We start from the raw sequence: 16,069 nt of genomic DNA on the forward strand, positions 1-16,069 counted from the left end.
AATAAATTTCTCAATATAGATATACTTGTTAATTATGGTTCTAATATTCAAAATTAACAAAAAATAAATTATAATAAAAATATGATGGTTATCCTTTTGTTTACTCCTTGTGCTAAAGATAGGATCATGTTCGCTGATCTTATCTTTTTTTTATTTGTGATTTTTGATATAAAAAAAGAATCCTTATCATAAGGATTCTGCAATAAAAAATACCAAATCAATAACAATAAGAAAATTTCTTATCATTATAAATTTGTAATTTACCACCAAACGCCCTCTTTTATCGTATACGTAATTGTTACATAACTTTTATCATCTTCTCCTGGAAGCTTAATAGTCTGATTTGGCGAACCTGTTACTTTCTTATTAGGATAAGCTAAAATATCATCGGCACTGTATTCATCGTATTCTTTCACATCACCATAAAAAGTTAAAGAATTTATTTCAGAATTTGTACATACCATAACGTTTCTAAATCTATGAGAAAGTAATGACGTGTTTTTTCTATTGTATTTTTCTTGCCATACTAATATATTTTCATAAATACCCAGTTCCTTATTTTTTTCTATATAAATCTCTCCATAAGGTCTTGGCATACCGGCATCATTAAAGCTTTCGTCTCCTTCATTAATAAATTTAATATCTATTAGAACATGAAGAGCATCTAAGCTATTTCCTTCAAGAAATTCAGGTATTTCTGCTTTGGTGCAATAACTTTGACCAGCTTTGTATTTTCCATTTCTGAAGAGCATAAATTCATCTGTATAGTATATATATTTCTCTTGAAAATCATCAGCATCAGTGTCATCGCGATTAAATTCAAATTTTGCTATACTAATACCTTGTATTTCTTCGGATAATTTTTCTAATATTGGTTCCAACACCTTACCTACTGCTGGTAAATTTTCATCTATGAATGCGACCAATACAGAGCCTTTTGTTTGTATTATTTTTTCTTCGAAATTTTGTGTTGTAAGTTCTATTATCTTATTTTCATCCCTTGGAGCTTCACCTAAAAACTCCAATAACTCCTCTTTAGAGCAAGCACCGATTTTTTCATTTATTATTCTTCTATTAAAATAAATCCTAAATATAAGCGGTTCATTTTTCACATGATCCTGTTCTTCAGTATACCAACCTTTTGATCTGTACATTTCTGCTCGGACATCAATGTCTCTAAGTAATGTAACCTTTCCAATCTCCTCTTGTCTTTCAAAACTTATATTTGCAAATGTAATATCTTTTACCTCTTCAGAAAGTTCTTCTAATATGGGTTCTACCTTTTTATATTCTTCGGGGTTATTTTTATCCCAAAATGCGACAAAGGTAACCTTCAAAAATGGTTCATTTGATGCCCACAAAAAGTCAGAAAAAGTTTGTTCTAATATCGCCATAATTAATTCCCCCAGTATCTTCAATTTTTCATACTATGAATTCTTTTAAACATATTCAGTAAGAAAAAATAATACTACTACATATATTGCAAACCCCTTTGCTTTGAATCAACATAAATAGAGCAAAAAAGTACTCATATGAGTACTTTAGGCTGACTGGAATCACCATTTTACTTTTGAGTGATTTATTCATGAATATTTTACCATATTCATCTATTTTTATTATTGAGAAACCTTCTAACTCTAATTCCCCCCCTTATTTCAAGGATTCATTTTTATGATCGTTGCTACATGTTGAGTGCTGATTTTTGAGGATATTCCTAAATTATCTCTAAACGTACAATTTTCTTTTTTTGATATGGTGCCCCCTATTAGGAAATGTTGCTGTGGGCCAGAACAGCTACCCCATCACTAGACCTATATAAAAAAACCGAAGTCATGGCTCAGACTTCGGTTTTTCAGCTGTACTTAATCCCACCTTTTTATCTCTTAACAAAATTTTGCAACAGAACACTATATTTTCTATTAATATAGTTAATCCAATCGAGCAAGCCGAAAAAAACTTTTGAAGTATGCATACTCATTTTCTAATTAGATTAATATAAAAGGAATAGAAACGTTATAATATTTTTTAGTTTGGAAGAGCGTAGAATTTCACTTTAAATGTACCGTTAGAAGTATATCCGCTAGGAGGGCCTGCGATATACAAATTATTTCTATCATCTCCGGAAGGAATTGTTAGAATAGAACCATCCCTAACATTTGACCAAATCCCACGGTCTGAACCGTTACGTATATCTTTTGCAATGCCAAATGACAAAGAGGTAGCACCTGCTCCTTCTAAAACAACTCGTACTTTGGTACCTGCTGCAAGATGATCAAGTGAAAAATTATTACTTGATCTACTGCTTTGACCAGGCTGTGCCTTATAGAGTGACTCCACTTCTCTTGCTAAATTCCCTGTTACATTAGACAATTTGAATATTTGATTATTACCACCATGGAAATTATATACTGTAACATTTGTTCCATTTGCAGTACCATAGCCACTTACATCTAACACTTTGTTTGTATCCTTCTTATTCCTTACATAATAATATCCATTTCCTGCTTCTGTTGGTATCCAATATTGCTCTTCCTTATTTTGATTAGATGTAGCAACCACATTATTGGAACCATTAAGATCATTCCAAGCTAATACTAAATTTTGATTTGCTATATTTTTAATTTGATATGCTAATTTATTTGAATCATATACTAGCTTCCATTTTTGATTATTAGCGTTGCCATTTTGCCATAATAGAACATTTCCATCTGCTTGATTTAAGTCAACGACACTACTATTATTTAAAGTAGAAACTATTTGATAAGTACCACCATCTTCTAGTTCCGGTGCGTAAGGGTCAAAGTTAATGGGTGGCTTTGCACTAGCAAGGGATCTTTCAAAATTTCCATCTTTGATTTCAAGTGTTGCAGATCCAAAGTTCGTAGTCATTAGTTTTTCTCGAATAGCTAGGCTTGGATAGCCATTCCAACCAACCATTGGTAGTTGGAGCCACTGGTGATAATAGTTTTCTGGCGGCTCGTCATTGCTATTAGCCAGGCGAAAAGCATGTGTCAAGCCGCCGTCCTTATGGTATACAATTTTCGGGTGGTTTCCATCGAATCTAACGTTTGAGCGAGGGTTAGTGTACCAATTACCATGTGCTGAATAAGTTACATATTGAACCTGACTATCTTTAACCCAAACTATTGTGTGTTCCCAGTCATGTCGATGTCCAAGCGCAACAGGGCCCGAAGTTTGTTGATCTTTCTCAAAGTAACTCGCATACATAATGGCAGTCCAACCATTATTTGATTTGGCCCGAGAATAAGTGTTTGAATTTTCCAGTCGGTTAACATCTCTACAGACACTTTCCGGGGAACCGCCCAAACTTAGGCCAGGGTTAGTCGTGCCATCTGGAGAAATTGCTGCAGTCGCATAACACCCGTCTGTGTCGTAGTCATACTTAGGAGCATAATCTAACTCTATCTTTGACGCATTTTGTGGAAGTGCCTTGATTACATCCCCATATGCTTTTGGGGTAGAAAGAAAACTCTTATCAAATTCTCCACCTAAGTTGAATGCAAATGTACTCAATACTATTAACGTACTCATTACTATTTTTGATATTAATTTCATGTTTCCCCTCCTAGTTATATAAATAAAATCATTACTAAAAACATTTTTTAAAAGTAGCGTAGATTATAATTTGCAGCTTTGATACTCCTTTCATATAGTTTTTTGGAGAATATAGCTCTTAACATACATCGTAAAGGTCAACTTGTGTCTAAACGTAAAGTGAACCCCTAATATATCTCATAGATTCAATTTTATCCCATTTGTATATCTTTTTTATTGAGAAATATAATTCAAATCAGTGTTTTATTCAGAAATAGATAAAGCACTCTTTCGAAGGCCTTCTACTATTCTAATTTTAATTTAAGAGTTCTCTTTTGCTTAAATATAATAAAAAAGAATCCTTATTATTAAGATTCTGCAACATCCCAAACAATGCAGTATCCATTAAGCGGATTATTTAGGCAAAAAAATAAATGTAGACTATTGATTATCTGTTTTATTTTTTATTAAACATTACGGTACGTGAAATTTTATATTTCCTTATTATAAAAGCTGTCATTTTACCAATAAGTTGACCGCAGTTGGAAGCATAAGGTGGCCGTAAACTATTAGGGGTACAGCCGAGATACGTGTAAAAATAGGTCATAGACTTACTTTTATTTCCAAATGAAATTTATTGAGCTTATAAATATTGTTTCTGTTGCTTCGTCTATTTTTATTAAGTAAATTGTCTATTATGGGTTAACCCTAATTATCCATTAGTTAGCTACTGAAAACACTTCGTTTCAATTGTATAATTAGGGTGTATGATAATTGGTTCAAAAATCATAGAGAATTCTAGACAATTGTATCACAAAATGATATATTATTTTTGGATATATCATTTTGTGATACATATTAAAGAGATATAGAAGGTGATGGGTTGAAAAAAACTGAGCAATTAACGGATTCAGTGTTTTATATTATGGCTGCTTTAACGAAACCAAGGCATGGTTACTCAATTATGAGCTTAATTGAAGAAACAACAAAAGGGGCAATTACTATAGGTCCTGCTTCCATGTACACGATTATAAAAAAGTTATTAAAACAAGAATGGATTTATTTGAATGATGGTTCGGATTCAAGGCGTAAAACATATCTGCTTACTGACAAGGGCAGAGAAGTATTAGAAGAAGATGTGAAGGTAAGAAAACTGATGATTCAATTAGCAGAAACGGGATTGAAGGAGGTTAAAGAATGAGAAAAACAAAGTATATTACGTCAGGTGGGTTAGCTTTTTCTGAGGAAAAGGACATGGAAAAATTACACCGATTTTCTTTAAAGGGTTGGCATGTTAGTGATTTTAAGTTTATGGGGTATACGCTTGAAAAAGGAGAATGCTCAGATTATATCTACAGTGTAGATTATCGTTCATTAAAAGAGGGTGAAGCAGAGGAATACTTGGACTTTTTTTCATTCTCTGGATGGTCGCATATTGCCTCACAAGGAAACATTCATTTATTTCGAGCACAACCTAATACAAAACCAATTTATAGTGACCGTGACACATCCGTAGAAAAGTATGGGAATTTAGCCCGTTCTATGAATTATTTTGCCATTCCGTTCGTTTTAATAACAGTACTCGTATGGTTTGGAGCAATGATAAGCTCTGGTACATTACAATCCATACTGTTGACAATAGCAGTTATTTCCACTGCCACTGCACTTCCAATAGTTTGGACTGTAATCACAACATATAGTAACAAATGGAAGGTACAAGAAAAAAAAGGCTTAGCTAATCTTTTGAAAACTATACGAGCCCTTCTCTTCTTAATAGCTATTTTTATATTGTTATACGCCTCTGGCAGTGCAGTTAACATGTTAGCGTCTATGATTATTGGAGCAATCGCACTTCCAACTGCTATTTGGCTTATCATGTCTCTTTGTCATAAAATGAGGGGGAAGAAAGCTTAGTATAGGATTCGAATAATAAAGTTTTAGACATTGTTATCCAATTTCGCATACAACACTAATTTAAATTAGTGCTAAAACGACTTAAAAATTCTTAGCGTGGTTTATTTCCGTTTCGCTGGCGGTACCCTTATATCACTAGACATATAAAACGATTCGGTGATTATGTAATTGACTTACAAAAGATTCCTCATCCAATAGAAGAAGCGATACCTCTATAAATAAAATAGGTCATAGATGGAAATGAAAGTAAGTCTATGACCTATTTTTACACGTATCTCGGCTGTACCCCTATTAGAAGCATAAGTTGACCAAAACGGCCATCTTATGCTTCTTGTTACAAAAGCCCCCATAGATCGTACACCTATGAGAGCTACCTAAGGGTATTTAGACTTTCGATTCCATTCTATTGTAACAGGCTTTCACCATACATGAGAAACATAATGCACCAAAAACAGACCATCATAATAAGAAATTCTTTAAACCCTTGCTGAAAGGAAATACGCCCTTCTTCCATTCTACATGCCCCTTTTCTCTACAACTTTTTATATGTTAAAATATAGAGGAAAGAAACCTGCCAATTTCTTTCCTCGACGGTCACTCATGACTTTGCTCTTTGTTTGCTTTTTGCAAATGAAGAGCTTTTATTTTGCATACTTATACTTACTTTCTAACATCGCATAGCGCAATAGCTTTAACTTTGTCTCTTCTTTCAATGCTTTCCACTCAGATACACCATTTTTCATTTTTCATTCCTCCAATAATTAAATTCGCTATTTATATAGCTTATAAGTTCCAGTTGTAAATCTTCTTAATTTGTTTACCGCTAAATCCTTCATGGACAGCGAAGATTTCTGGAAAATCAGAGATACACAAATCAATAATTGTATTATCAGTTGTTCTTATATAGTAATATTGAACAGCTTCCTCATAATTCGAATATAATTAGTATTTATGAATTTTAAAATTTAATCCATTTAGGGTTGCGTCCCGAAAATGCGAATTTACAATGTTAAGACTTTTGAAATAAGATTTTCTATCTTAGGTTGTAAATTGTTAAAATCCAGACTTAGCTTGATAAGCATGTATAGTGACTCCTATTAAATAATATGGATTAATAATTGAAAAAGCATCTAATTTATATTAGATGCTTTAGTTCTATAAAAATGTATGAATAAAAATGTTCTTATCTTTTAAATATTAATTAGGAGTGTATTGTGCTACTACAGCCTTGATATTATCATTCTTTTCATCAACAGCATATATCTTTATGTTACTGGATGATGGAATTCCATGAAGATTGAATGGACTAAACTCGACACTTCTTTTTCCATTGCTATCATATGTGGCATCTGATCGTATCTCTGTTAACCTACCATCTACTTCTAATTGATAACGGACTTCTGGAATTGGAATCATAGGGAATCTAACGCTATATATTTTGTCTCCATCAAATCCCCATCGAGGAATTCCATGAATACCCAGTTTGAATTGCATTTCAATGTGCATACCAGCTTTTAGTTTTATATCAAATATAGATGTAACATTTTGTTGTTTCATCTCTCTTTCTGTTGATTGGTCTACAACTATACTTGTCATACTTGGTGATATTTCCATATTATTAATATATAGCTTGCCATTTCTTTCAACAGCACTATAACCTATTATTAGTGCTTCTTTGAATGTAACTTCTGGTACCGTTTGTTCAACAGGTGTAGTACCAGGTGCTGCAATATTACGCCTAATAAATTCCCCTGTGACAGGGTTATTAACAATTTCTGCAGTATTAGCTTTTATTTTAGATATAACATTTGTCCAATCTTGACTACTTGTATAATCTTGACCTTGTGAATCAATCAATACGACTTTTGAATCAATACCTATTGTGTCCATTTTTAGTTGATCGTTATTTTGAAGACGTTGTACATTCCCCTGATCCAACATGAGGGACTCTCCAAAATGTGTAGGTTTATCAAAAGCTAGAGGCGGTCTTGTCGTTGATGGATAGGTACTACCTGGAAGTACTTCTAATCCTTTATGAGTTTCACCTACTAATGAGCTAATTAATGATATTGCGTCACCATTTGAAGTTCTAGGGAAGTGTAGAGTAAATTGAGGCCTTACATTAAATACAGGTGCTGTTCCACTATTAACATATCGTACATTAGGTAGAATCTTTCCTGCTTCTGCAGTATTGATACCTAGAACTTCATTCCAATCTTGTGATGTGGAATCAGAAACCGATTCATCTTTGGTTACAGATGTTGTCGTAGAAGATTCATAACTTGTGCTTACTGATCCACCGAAATCCAAAAGACTAGCACTAGCTTCCACTGTCACACCCCAAGATTCCGTGTTAGACACAGTACTAGAACTTCCACGTGTTACTTGTTTAGAAGATGATCCACCTTCTCCAGATTGAAAGTTTGTATTTGGGATGATTAGGTATTTTTCCATATCCATATGCACTTCTGGATAAGCTGCTACCAATGGATGGTGCGCTTCTCTTGTAACACGAGTATCCATTTGTATTCCTGTAACCTTTTCATAATCACTATATGGATCGTCACTCGTACTCCATTTTCTAGGTGAAGTTTTATATTTCACAAGAGGAGGAGCATGCACATCATCATCCCATTTAACCAAATCTTTTATTCCAAAATCCCCATCTACTACTGTATAACCTTCGTATTCCCAACTATCCGGAATATTATCACCATCTGTGTCCGTTTCCTCACGGATAAAATCAGCTACAGCGAATTTTGCTTTATGCAAGCTACTAGTTACAGTGGGTATATCTTTTTGTGCTAGACTAGGTGCATGTAATACCTCATATGGGACAACAGTTTTCTTTTCTTCTGTTCCCCAAAGAAGAGTGAAAGTACTTTTTTCCTCTGGATTTACCTGATATTCCACAATAATTTTATATAGAATATCTTTTTGAAGCTTAACTCCTTGTTCTCTTCCAAGTAAATCCACTGCAATTGTACTATCAACTTGAATCATGACTTGATTATGCTTTCCTGATGAAAAAAAGTAAATTCCATCGTCTTTTGGTTGGATAAAACCTTGCCAACGAACGGAGTGAATGAAATTACTCGATGTAAAACGTGATTTTTTTATGTTATCTGAATGAATATCTTCATTGACTAAGCTATTTCCTCTTATTAATAGCAAGTTTTTAAAATCTTTTTCACCATAAAAATACCCCATCAATCCATGGTGTTTTCTTACATGTTGTTTCTCATCCGTCATAGTAGCACTTAATTGGGCAGATTGTTGTTTAGTTACTGTACTAATGTATTTAATGTTTCTCATTCTGAATTACCCCCTATAAAATTATTTAATCTATCGATATTACACATAAAGTTTAAGTTCTTTCATATTTAGGATAGGATGTAACAATCTCTCCGGTATTTGGAATACATTTCATCACAATCATGGCTCCAGTAATGGGATCGCGCCCTTCCCAGGTCTCTGTTCCATTGGAAGTATCTATTTTTTTAGCAACATCATAGCTTCTGTTGATTACATCAATTACTTTTTCTGCATCCCAATCCGCTGGAAACATGGTACTTTCTTTCTCTTTCCATTTATTCCATCTTGTCTCTCTCAACCAAACCTTGGCTTTATAAACCCCATTTCTTCCTGGTGGTGCATACCCCTCATCATTAGGGCTTACTGGCCGTACCGCTCTAGTCTTCTCAGATTTTTCGTTAGGCGATTGATCTGGTTCAACTGCGTCTAAATCAGAACCATGAGTAATGACATGCATGCCTACTGGCTGATCTTTTGTATATCCTGCTTTTGATATACCGCCTAAAAAAATATGTGCAATAGAGCTAGTTGAAACGTCCTTATCATACAAAGCTCTGTCGGTAACTTGATCATTGACTTTTCTTAATTTGAATTTAGATTTTACTTTGTTCAATAGCTTTGCTGGAATGATAGGATTTGCCTGTATTTCTCCTTCTTCAAAGGAATGTAAAAAGTCGTCATTCTCTTCCATGTAACCTTCCTTTCTATGAATTTATCATTACTGCTATTTAACATCTATATCTCAACTGCTTACATTGAAGATAGATGTTAAAAGCACCGTCTATAACGGCACATTTATCATATAAGAAATAAACTAAAATTTTACATTAAAATCAAAAAAAGTTTTTTATTTTATTGAGAAATATTTAGGTGCTTATAGAGATATATTGTGAATTCTTATGTCATCAGCTAAGAAACGATCCCAATAGGGTATGTACGGGTAAGTTCTGTTGATCAGACCCCTAAGAGAAAATTTTAAAAAATATGGCTGTTAATAAAGACAAGTGCACTCAAATTTTAGTTACTTTTACAAAAGAACAAGTACAACAAATAGAAAATTATTGGCATGATAATAAGCTGAAGAATCGAAACGAAGCAATACGTCAGATTGTAGACAAAGGGTTAAGTCGTAAATAATAGCTACCCTTTTTATTTTCCCTAAAAAACTAAAAACGCATGTAAATCCCCTTACTCCCTTTACATGCGTTTTTACAACAAATACGACTTATTATATTAACACCTCCTTCAAAACTCCATACAAGCAAATCTGAAGGGTCATTTTTTAGTTAAACTGATTTTTTTCATGTATTCTTTATACAAATAAAAAAAGAGCCGGATTTTCATCACAGCTCATGTATGAATTGGTTCTGTATGTGTACATGTGGGATATTGTGAACAGCCAAAAAACTTATTACCTGTTTTATTCGAATTTCGAATGACTAAATCATGTTTACATGTGGGACATTTCCGTTCTGCAGGTTTTACCCCTTGATACACATCTTCAGCCGAATATTCGGAATTGATTTTATTAATCAATTTTTGAAGTTCTACACGATCTATAAGTTTCACATGGCATGCCTCTGCTAACTCTTTCGCCTGTCTTGTATACACACTGTTCGTTACAACCCAGCCCTCGTGTGCTTTGTAATAGGCCTGTGCTGCATATATCTCTTGTACAGCACTGATGCCGACTCTATTTTTCATCCCGTAGCGTTTCGCCTGGATGACAATACGATTTTTCCCCTTCAATACCAGATCCGCTCCGAAATCATTTGACTGCTTTGTGACTGTTGGAGAATAACCCAACTCTCGAAAGAGAGCTTTTAGGTATACTTCAAATTGATGTCCGTCCATTTTGTCTATATAGCGAATACCAGACTTAGCCATTCGCTTTAATATTCTTCGCTCCTGGATTTTCCGGTACATGAATTTACAAATACGAAAAAGAACATAAAGGATAAAACCATACATCAAAATTTGTAATATGTTTGGCATTTCTGGTAGATTAGACACTTCGCTCCACCTCTTTAATTGGTTTCATTTTCTTTGGTTGGGCTGTTTCTTTTGCCTGTTGCTCATTCACTTGTTTCTTCCGGACATCGTTCCAATCTTTTTCATTCGTTGGAATATCCTCTTTAAGATCGACAAAGCATTTCATTGTCTGAATGAAGTCTTTCCCAGCCTTATCATTATCAACTGCCATGATAACCTCTCTAATATCGTGCCCTTCTTTTTTCGCATCCATTAAAGATTGAATCACTGTTTTGGACTTCAATCCATGCATAGAAACCAGGCGAGCGTTTTGGATATTATTTTGTTTTATACTCCAATGAGATAACATGTCGATTGGATCTTCATAAAAATAAATCTTATCCGGTTTACCTACATCAACCGTAAAACCGGCATTGATTTTTTCATAATTCGGGACAATTTGCTTAAAACTACCCCTTTTATTCTCCATTTTGACCGTACCTTGACGGTTCATTCCAATGACTTGCCCTTTGCCTCCTTCTTCCCTCCATTTGAACACCACATTATTTTTCTTATCTTGGGCGATGAGATCCTTTTTAATTAGCCAATTCACTAAGCGAGGATCTATTTTCCGTTCGTGAATTAGATATTCTTTTATCTCTGTTTGCTTATTTACTTCCAGGTGTTTTGGATAACTAAAAGGTTGCTGCTCTTTTTTGCGCTCCTCTTCAGCTTTTGAACGATCAAACTCTTTGTAGTCCCCCTTCTGAATGTCCATCACGGCTTGTGGGAATGTCATGTCATAGTACATCATCGCAAAGCTAATCGCTCCATAACCTTTTTCCCCTCGACTATTCCAGGCGTATTGATTGCCTTTAATGATGAGACTGTCATGCTCCGTATGACGATAATAGTTACCTTCTTTCTTAAATGTTTCTCCTTTTGCTTCCAGATAGGAAATCAAGTCAACTTTTCTTGCTTTCATCGCATCCTCCGCACTGACATATGCCATTACGGAATCCCCCCTTTACTCTATAAAATGAAATAAAAAAGAGGACTATTCCGTTTCCTAGTCCTCTTTTACACGCATTCTGTAGCTTTTGAATAAAGTTTGATTAAATTAACTTAATAGACCTTGATAACAGAACAAATAGAAAAAGCGTGTTTTGAAAAATAATTTGATCAAAACACGCTTTTTCTATATTCAATTGAATCATCAAGTTTTTTTCTAACGGACTCTGAAACAACAATAAAAAAACTAATAAGATTTTCGTTGTGAAAACTCATGCGTCTTGGCTTATGAATTATTTATACAGCGGTTGTATCTCACAAAGAAGAACTTTATTTTTATTTTTTTCATAATGCTAGCGGTCATTCACTTCTAATGTTTCTTTCGCCATCTTCTCATATTCTTCTAAGCCTGAGATAATCACAAACTCAGCTATCGCAACAGGGTATGCAGCATTAAGTTCAATGACGTGCTCTTTCATGGCAGGCCAGTAAATCCCGCCTGCTTGCTGGTAATAGTTGATCAGTTTCTCCAGGGCTTCCTCCCCGAATGCCCGGTACTGGAAAACAAAATCATTTGATACATCCGTTACTTTTGCTTCGGTCCAGTCGATAAAACCGGTTACGTTAGCATCTTTATCAATCATCGTGTGGCCAGCATGAACATCTCCATGAATCAGACCTGTTCTCTGAGGCCACAATTCCTCATTTTTTACCCAGGCCTGCCAGCGGTTCCATAAGGATTCGCCTACGCCAAACTTCGCTTTAACCTTTTCCATACGCTCAATCATTGATTTTCTTGCCTCTTCTGCTGTCTGGACAACCAGGCCTACTTTAAGGGCTTCTGCTTTCGGAACTGTGTGTAGCGAAGCCAACGCTTTGGCTAATGTCTGATGAAATTGTTTAGGTACATTTTCATAATCCATCTCCCACAAATAGTTTTGGATCTCCGGATCAATCGTGCCTGCTGGCACTCCGGTTAACTTTTTATAAGCTATTAGATCGTCTTTATAAAACGACCAGACTGGCACCTGAAAATTGACATATTTTTTTACAAGATCCAGTGCTTTCTTCTCCACTATCGTCCTCGGCATCACATCGTCCCGTCTCGGAAACCTTAGCACCCATCCTTCGCCTTTATCGTCTTCTGCATAAGCAACCAGAAAATCTAAACCGGACTCGTTGAATATAATGGATTCTTCTTTAACTGCCAAACCATACTTCCTTGCTATTTCTACCGCTTTTTGTTTATTCAAATCTTTCACTTCCTTCTCTTATATTACTGATTTTTTGTAGTGAAGAAACAGATCATTGCCTTTGGAAAACTTGTGCAGTACTCTACTTATCCAGAGCAAGTTTGTCATTTGTTTTTTCATATTCAATATTCACTTCTTTATGTTCCAAAGTAATAAACACTCCCCCTTTTAAGGAAATGTTTTTTAATTATCCTGCATACTAACTTTAAGTAGAAATCTCCACAATCTATTATAAATTTCAACATATATAACCAGTTTCCTGTATTACTGTTGTTCAACAATCTGGCCCTTTAGTTGAGTAACTTTATTTGCCGAATAAGAATTTTAATCGCTTCTCCTGTACGCTGTATGATAAACGAGCGTCAAATTTCTTCCCGTTTTTGTTCGAGATAAACCCTTTAATCTGATCTGTTACATTCTTTTCTAATAACTTTTTCACGTGGTTACTACTTAGGTTCTTACCAGAGAATGTACCAAAGATTATGAAGTCACAGCCTTTTTTGTATTTCTCACATAAGTAGTTACTTTTCCCTACAAGGACTCTACCCTTACATAATGGACATTTACCAATCGTACGATCTTCAGTCGTTGGAAAACGGAATTTCAAACTTCCGTCCGCTTCCATATAGATAGCTGCTGTAAATTCTCCCTTTTCTCCTTGAAAGCCGTTGATAAAATCCGTTGTTTTATACTGAATTAACTTTTTCACCTGATTACCAGGGATTGCTTTCCCTTTCATCTTGGCTGGTAACATAAAATCACATCCATTTTTATGCTCAGTGCATCCATAAAATGTTTTACGATGAAGCATATCCCCTTGTTTACATTTTGGACATTTACCAAATGACAGCTCCTCTTGCGTTGGGAACTGAAATTTAACTTTTCCTTCATGTAACACTAAATAAGCGGAAAACTCCTTCTCATTGGACTTAAATCCTTTTAAAAGATCTGTTTTTTTATCCTCAAAAAGCTTTTTCGCTTGCGCTTCGGGAATCGCTTTTTCTTTAATTTTTTTCGGTAAGGAGATTTCACATTCTGGATAATTACTGCAACCATAGAAATTGCCTTTATGAAGGATTTTTCCTTTTCTACAAGGGCATTTGCACACTTCAATTTGCTGATTCCAGGTATTAATAATGCTATCCGACACCTTATCATCCATTGCACCTAATTGTGCCACCGTGTCTTTTACAAACGTATTTGTTTTCTCTACAAATTCCTCATATTTCATTTCTTTCTTTTCGATCATGTAGATCATCCCTTCCATTTCAGCCGTATAAGCTGGATTTTTGATTTCATCTACCGGAAAAGCATCTATAAACGCACGACCAATATTAGTGGTTCGAATCTGACTGTTGGTAACATCAATATAGCTTCGCTCTAACAGTTTCGGAATAAACGTTTCTTCCGTTGCGACTGTCCCAATCCGTTTTCCTTTCATAAGTTCTTTCAAATGTTCATCATCTAATTTACGCCCTGCCGTCTCCATAAAGGTCAAAATGGAACTTTCCGTATGAAAGGCTGGTTTCTTTGTTCGAGACTCAATCAAGTCATACTGAACGATTCTGAAAGAATCTCCTTCTCGTAACATAGGTATCTGAAATGCTTCAACTGAACCCTCTTCTATATCCTCTTGAAACACACTTAGAAACCCTTTCTCTTGTAGGATCTTTTCTTTTGTACTGTATGTGTTGCCCTCTTGATCTATAAAATGTACTTCTCTTACCAGGTAGATTGCCGGCTTCATAAAGTTCCCGATAAATCGTTTTACAATTAAGTCATATAACTGTTTTTCTAATGGATCTCGGTTGGTCCCGACATATAATTTTGTTGTTGGGATGATGGCAAAGTGACTACTGACTAATTCATCATTAAATGTAGTGTGTTTTTTTGTAATAGAAGATGGGATTACTTGTTGTACGAGATTTGCATAGGAGCTTTTTTCTAATGCAGCCATTACTTCCTTCACTCGTTCCACTTGTTCTGTAGGTAAATGCCTGGATGAAGAACGAGGATAAGTAATAAAGCCTTCTTCATACAAACTCTGTATATATTTTTTTGCTATTTCTGCATTTATCTTCAGCTTGGCGTGAGCATCTTTGTAAATATCCGTTAAGTTATATAATAATTTTGGTTTCTTTTTTCTCGTACTTTCTTTAAATTCCGTTACGATTACATTTGTTTCTTTCAAGCTATCTCCAAGCTTTTGTAGTGGCGATGGATCTATCAATTGATCTTCTGTTTTCATCACCGGTGATAAACCATTTTCGGTTAGTAGCTTTAAATTGTAATAGGTTTGTTCTTTATAATTTTGGATAGCGATTTCCCTTTGACGGATTTCATTCAAGATACACATTTGAACACGACCAGAAACCAATAAAAATTGATTTCTTGCTAGTTTGGATGTACAACCCCTCGTAACATTAATTCCTAGAATGTAATCCAGGTATTGCCTCGCTTTAGCGGATTGAGCAAGTGCTTCATAGTCTTTCCCTGGTTCTAATCGGTTCAATGCTCCCTCTAACTCTGCGGCTTCATAAGAAGAGATAAAAAGGCGGGATTCTCGCTTGTTCACACCTGCATGTTCAACTATTTCTCGGTAGATAAGCTCACCCTCTTTGTCTGCATCACATGAATTTACCACGTGATCTACATCAGGACGGTTCAATAGCTTAACCAATATTTGAATTTGTTCGAGACTATCCGATTTCTCTTTATATGTCGGCTCTAAAATAATAGGCAAGTGATCAAAATTAAATTCTTTGTATTTTTCATCCATTTCCTCCGGATATTTTAGTTCTAATAAGTGCCCACGGCACCAACTAATAATGTAATTTTCATTTTCATAGTAGCCATAATATGGCTTGCTCCCTGGATATCTTTGTGAGTTTTTAAATCTAGTTGATTTTAATAATTCAACAGCTACCTTCGATTTTTCAGCAATAAACAATGTTTTCCCCATACGTACTACCTCCTATTAATCTGCAATTTCAGTTTCACGCTTCCATTTCTTATTTCTCCGCTTTTTCATCATTCGGTGAACGAATAAT

General features: G+C 34.8%; 11 protein-coding genes and 1 pseudogene. 3 read left to right on the forward strand and 9 right to left on the reverse strand.

Annotation, left to right across the window (positions count from 1 at the left end; all coding sequences use genetic code 11):
• Positions 1-260 precede the first annotated feature (260 nt).
• Together JDS92_RS18140 and JDS92_RS18145 are read right to left on the reverse strand one after the other, a co-directional pair.
• Positions 261-1,394, reverse strand: coding sequence for a thioredoxin family protein (locus JDS92_RS18140; RefSeq protein WP_199632245.1), 1,134 nt, complete (start codon positions 1,392-1,394; stop codon positions 261-263).
• 631 nt (positions 1,395-2,025) lie between these two features.
• Positions 2,026-3,576 carry an NPP1 family protein gene (locus JDS92_RS18145; protein ID WP_199632246.1) on the reverse strand — a complete coding sequence of 517 codons (1,551 nt, stop codon included), beginning with the start codon at positions 3,574-3,576 and terminating at the stop codon, positions 2,026-2,028.
• Positions 3,577-4,438: 862 nt separating this feature from the next.
• Between JDS92_RS18145 and JDS92_RS18150 the strand changes: the two genes are divergently transcribed.
• Together JDS92_RS18150 and JDS92_RS18155 are read left to right on the forward strand one after the other, a co-directional pair.
• Complete coding sequence (locus tag JDS92_RS18150; RefSeq protein WP_097897350.1) at positions 4,439-4,756, forward strand: PadR family transcriptional regulator; 318 nt, start codon at positions 4,439-4,441, stop codon at positions 4,754-4,756.
• On the forward strand, positions 4,753-5,469 hold the full coding sequence (locus tag JDS92_RS18155) for a DUF2812 domain-containing protein (RefSeq protein WP_097832714.1): 717 nt from the start codon (positions 4,753-4,755) through the stop codon (positions 5,467-5,469). Before JDS92_RS18150 ends, JDS92_RS18155 begins: the two co-directional genes overlap by 4 nt.
• Positions 5,470-6,252: 783 nt before the next feature.
• Here JDS92_RS18155 and JDS92_RS18160 read toward each other — a convergent pair.
• The 3 genes and pseudogenes from JDS92_RS18160 to JDS92_RS18170 form a co-directional block, all read right to left on the reverse strand.
• Positions 6,253-6,444, reverse strand: a pseudogene (locus tag JDS92_RS18160) (hypothetical protein); the annotation flags it as partial.
• Positions 6,445-6,666: 222 nt separating this feature from the next.
• Entirely contained in the window at positions 6,667-8,784 is a 2,118-nt protein-coding gene (locus tag JDS92_RS18165) for a binary toxin-like calcium binding domain-containing protein (protein WP_199632247.1), read from the reverse strand.
• A gap of 52 nt (positions 8,785-8,836) precedes the next feature.
• Positions 8,837-9,475, reverse strand: a complete 639-nt coding sequence (locus JDS92_RS18170) for an EndoU domain-containing protein (RefSeq protein WP_199632248.1) — start codon at positions 9,473-9,475, stop codon at positions 8,837-8,839.
• A 293-nt stretch (positions 9,476-9,768) separates the two neighbouring features.
• Between JDS92_RS18170 and JDS92_RS30955 the strand changes: the two genes are divergently transcribed.
• Positions 9,769-9,921 (forward strand): ribbon-helix-helix domain-containing protein, encoded by a 153-nt coding sequence (locus tag JDS92_RS30955; RefSeq protein ID WP_242476009.1) that lies wholly within the window; start codon positions 9,769-9,771, stop codon positions 9,919-9,921.
• Between the two features lie 213 nt (positions 9,922-10,134).
• Here JDS92_RS30955 and JDS92_RS18175 read toward each other — a convergent pair whose 3' ends face one another.
• The 4 genes from JDS92_RS18175 to JDS92_RS18190 form a co-directional block, all read right to left on the reverse strand.
• Positions 10,135-10,797, reverse strand: a complete 663-nt coding sequence (locus tag JDS92_RS18175) for a restriction endonuclease (protein ID WP_199632249.1) — start codon at positions 10,795-10,797, stop codon at positions 10,135-10,137.
• Entirely contained in the window at positions 10,790-11,767 is a 978-nt protein-coding gene (locus JDS92_RS18180; RefSeq protein WP_199632250.1) for a DUF3991 and TOPRIM domain-containing protein, read from the reverse strand. Before JDS92_RS18180 ends, JDS92_RS18175 begins: the two co-directional genes overlap by 8 nt.
• A gap of 352 nt (positions 11,768-12,119) precedes the next feature.
• Complete coding sequence (gene mphM / locus JDS92_RS18185) at positions 12,120-13,019, reverse strand: macrolide 2'-phosphotransferase MphM (protein ID WP_199632251.1); 900 nt, start codon at positions 13,017-13,019, stop codon at positions 12,120-12,122.
• A 304-nt stretch (positions 13,020-13,323) separates the two neighbouring features.
• Positions 13,324-15,981: a type IA DNA topoisomerase gene (locus JDS92_RS18190; protein WP_199632252.1), complete on the reverse strand. Its 2,658-nt coding sequence runs from the start codon at positions 15,979-15,981 to the stop codon at positions 13,324-13,326.
• Positions 15,982-16,069: the final 88 nt, after the last annotated feature.

The sequence above is a fragment of the Bacillus cereus group sp. N12 genome (genome assembly GCF_016483575.1).
Taxonomy (GTDB): Bacteria; Bacillota; Bacilli; order Bacillales; family Bacillaceae_G; genus Bacillus_A; species Bacillus_A toyonensis.

Excerpts from the sequence above, each read along its gene's own strand:
- JDS92_RS18140 (WP_199632245.1), bottom strand. The coding sequence starts at position 1,394 with ATGGCGATATTAGAACAAACTTTTTCTGACTTTTTGTGGGCATCAAAT.
- JDS92_RS18145 (WP_199632246.1), bottom strand. The coding sequence starts at position 3,576 with ATGAAATTAATATCAAAAATAGTAATGAGTACGTTAATAGTATTGAGT.
- JDS92_RS18155 (WP_097832714.1), top strand. The coding sequence starts at position 4,753 with ATGAGAAAAACAAAGTATATTACGTCAGGTGGGTTAGCTTTTTCTGAG.
- JDS92_RS18165 (WP_199632247.1), bottom strand. The coding sequence starts at position 8,784 with ATGAGAAACATTAAATACATTAGTACAGTAACTAAACAACAATCTGCC.
- JDS92_RS18170 (WP_199632248.1), bottom strand. The coding sequence starts at position 9,475 with ATGGAAGAGAATGACGACTTTTTACATTCCTTTGAAGAAGGAGAAATA.
- JDS92_RS30955 (WP_242476009.1), top strand. The coding sequence starts at position 9,769 with ATGGCTGTTAATAAAGACAAGTGCACTCAAATTTTAGTTACTTTTACA.
- JDS92_RS18180 (WP_199632250.1), bottom strand. The coding sequence starts at position 11,767 with ATGGCATATGTCAGTGCGGAGGATGCGATGAAAGCAAGAAAAGTTGAC.
- JDS92_RS18190 (WP_199632252.1), bottom strand. The coding sequence starts at position 15,981 with ATGGGGAAAACATTGTTTATTGCTGAAAAATCGAAGGTAGCTGTTGAA.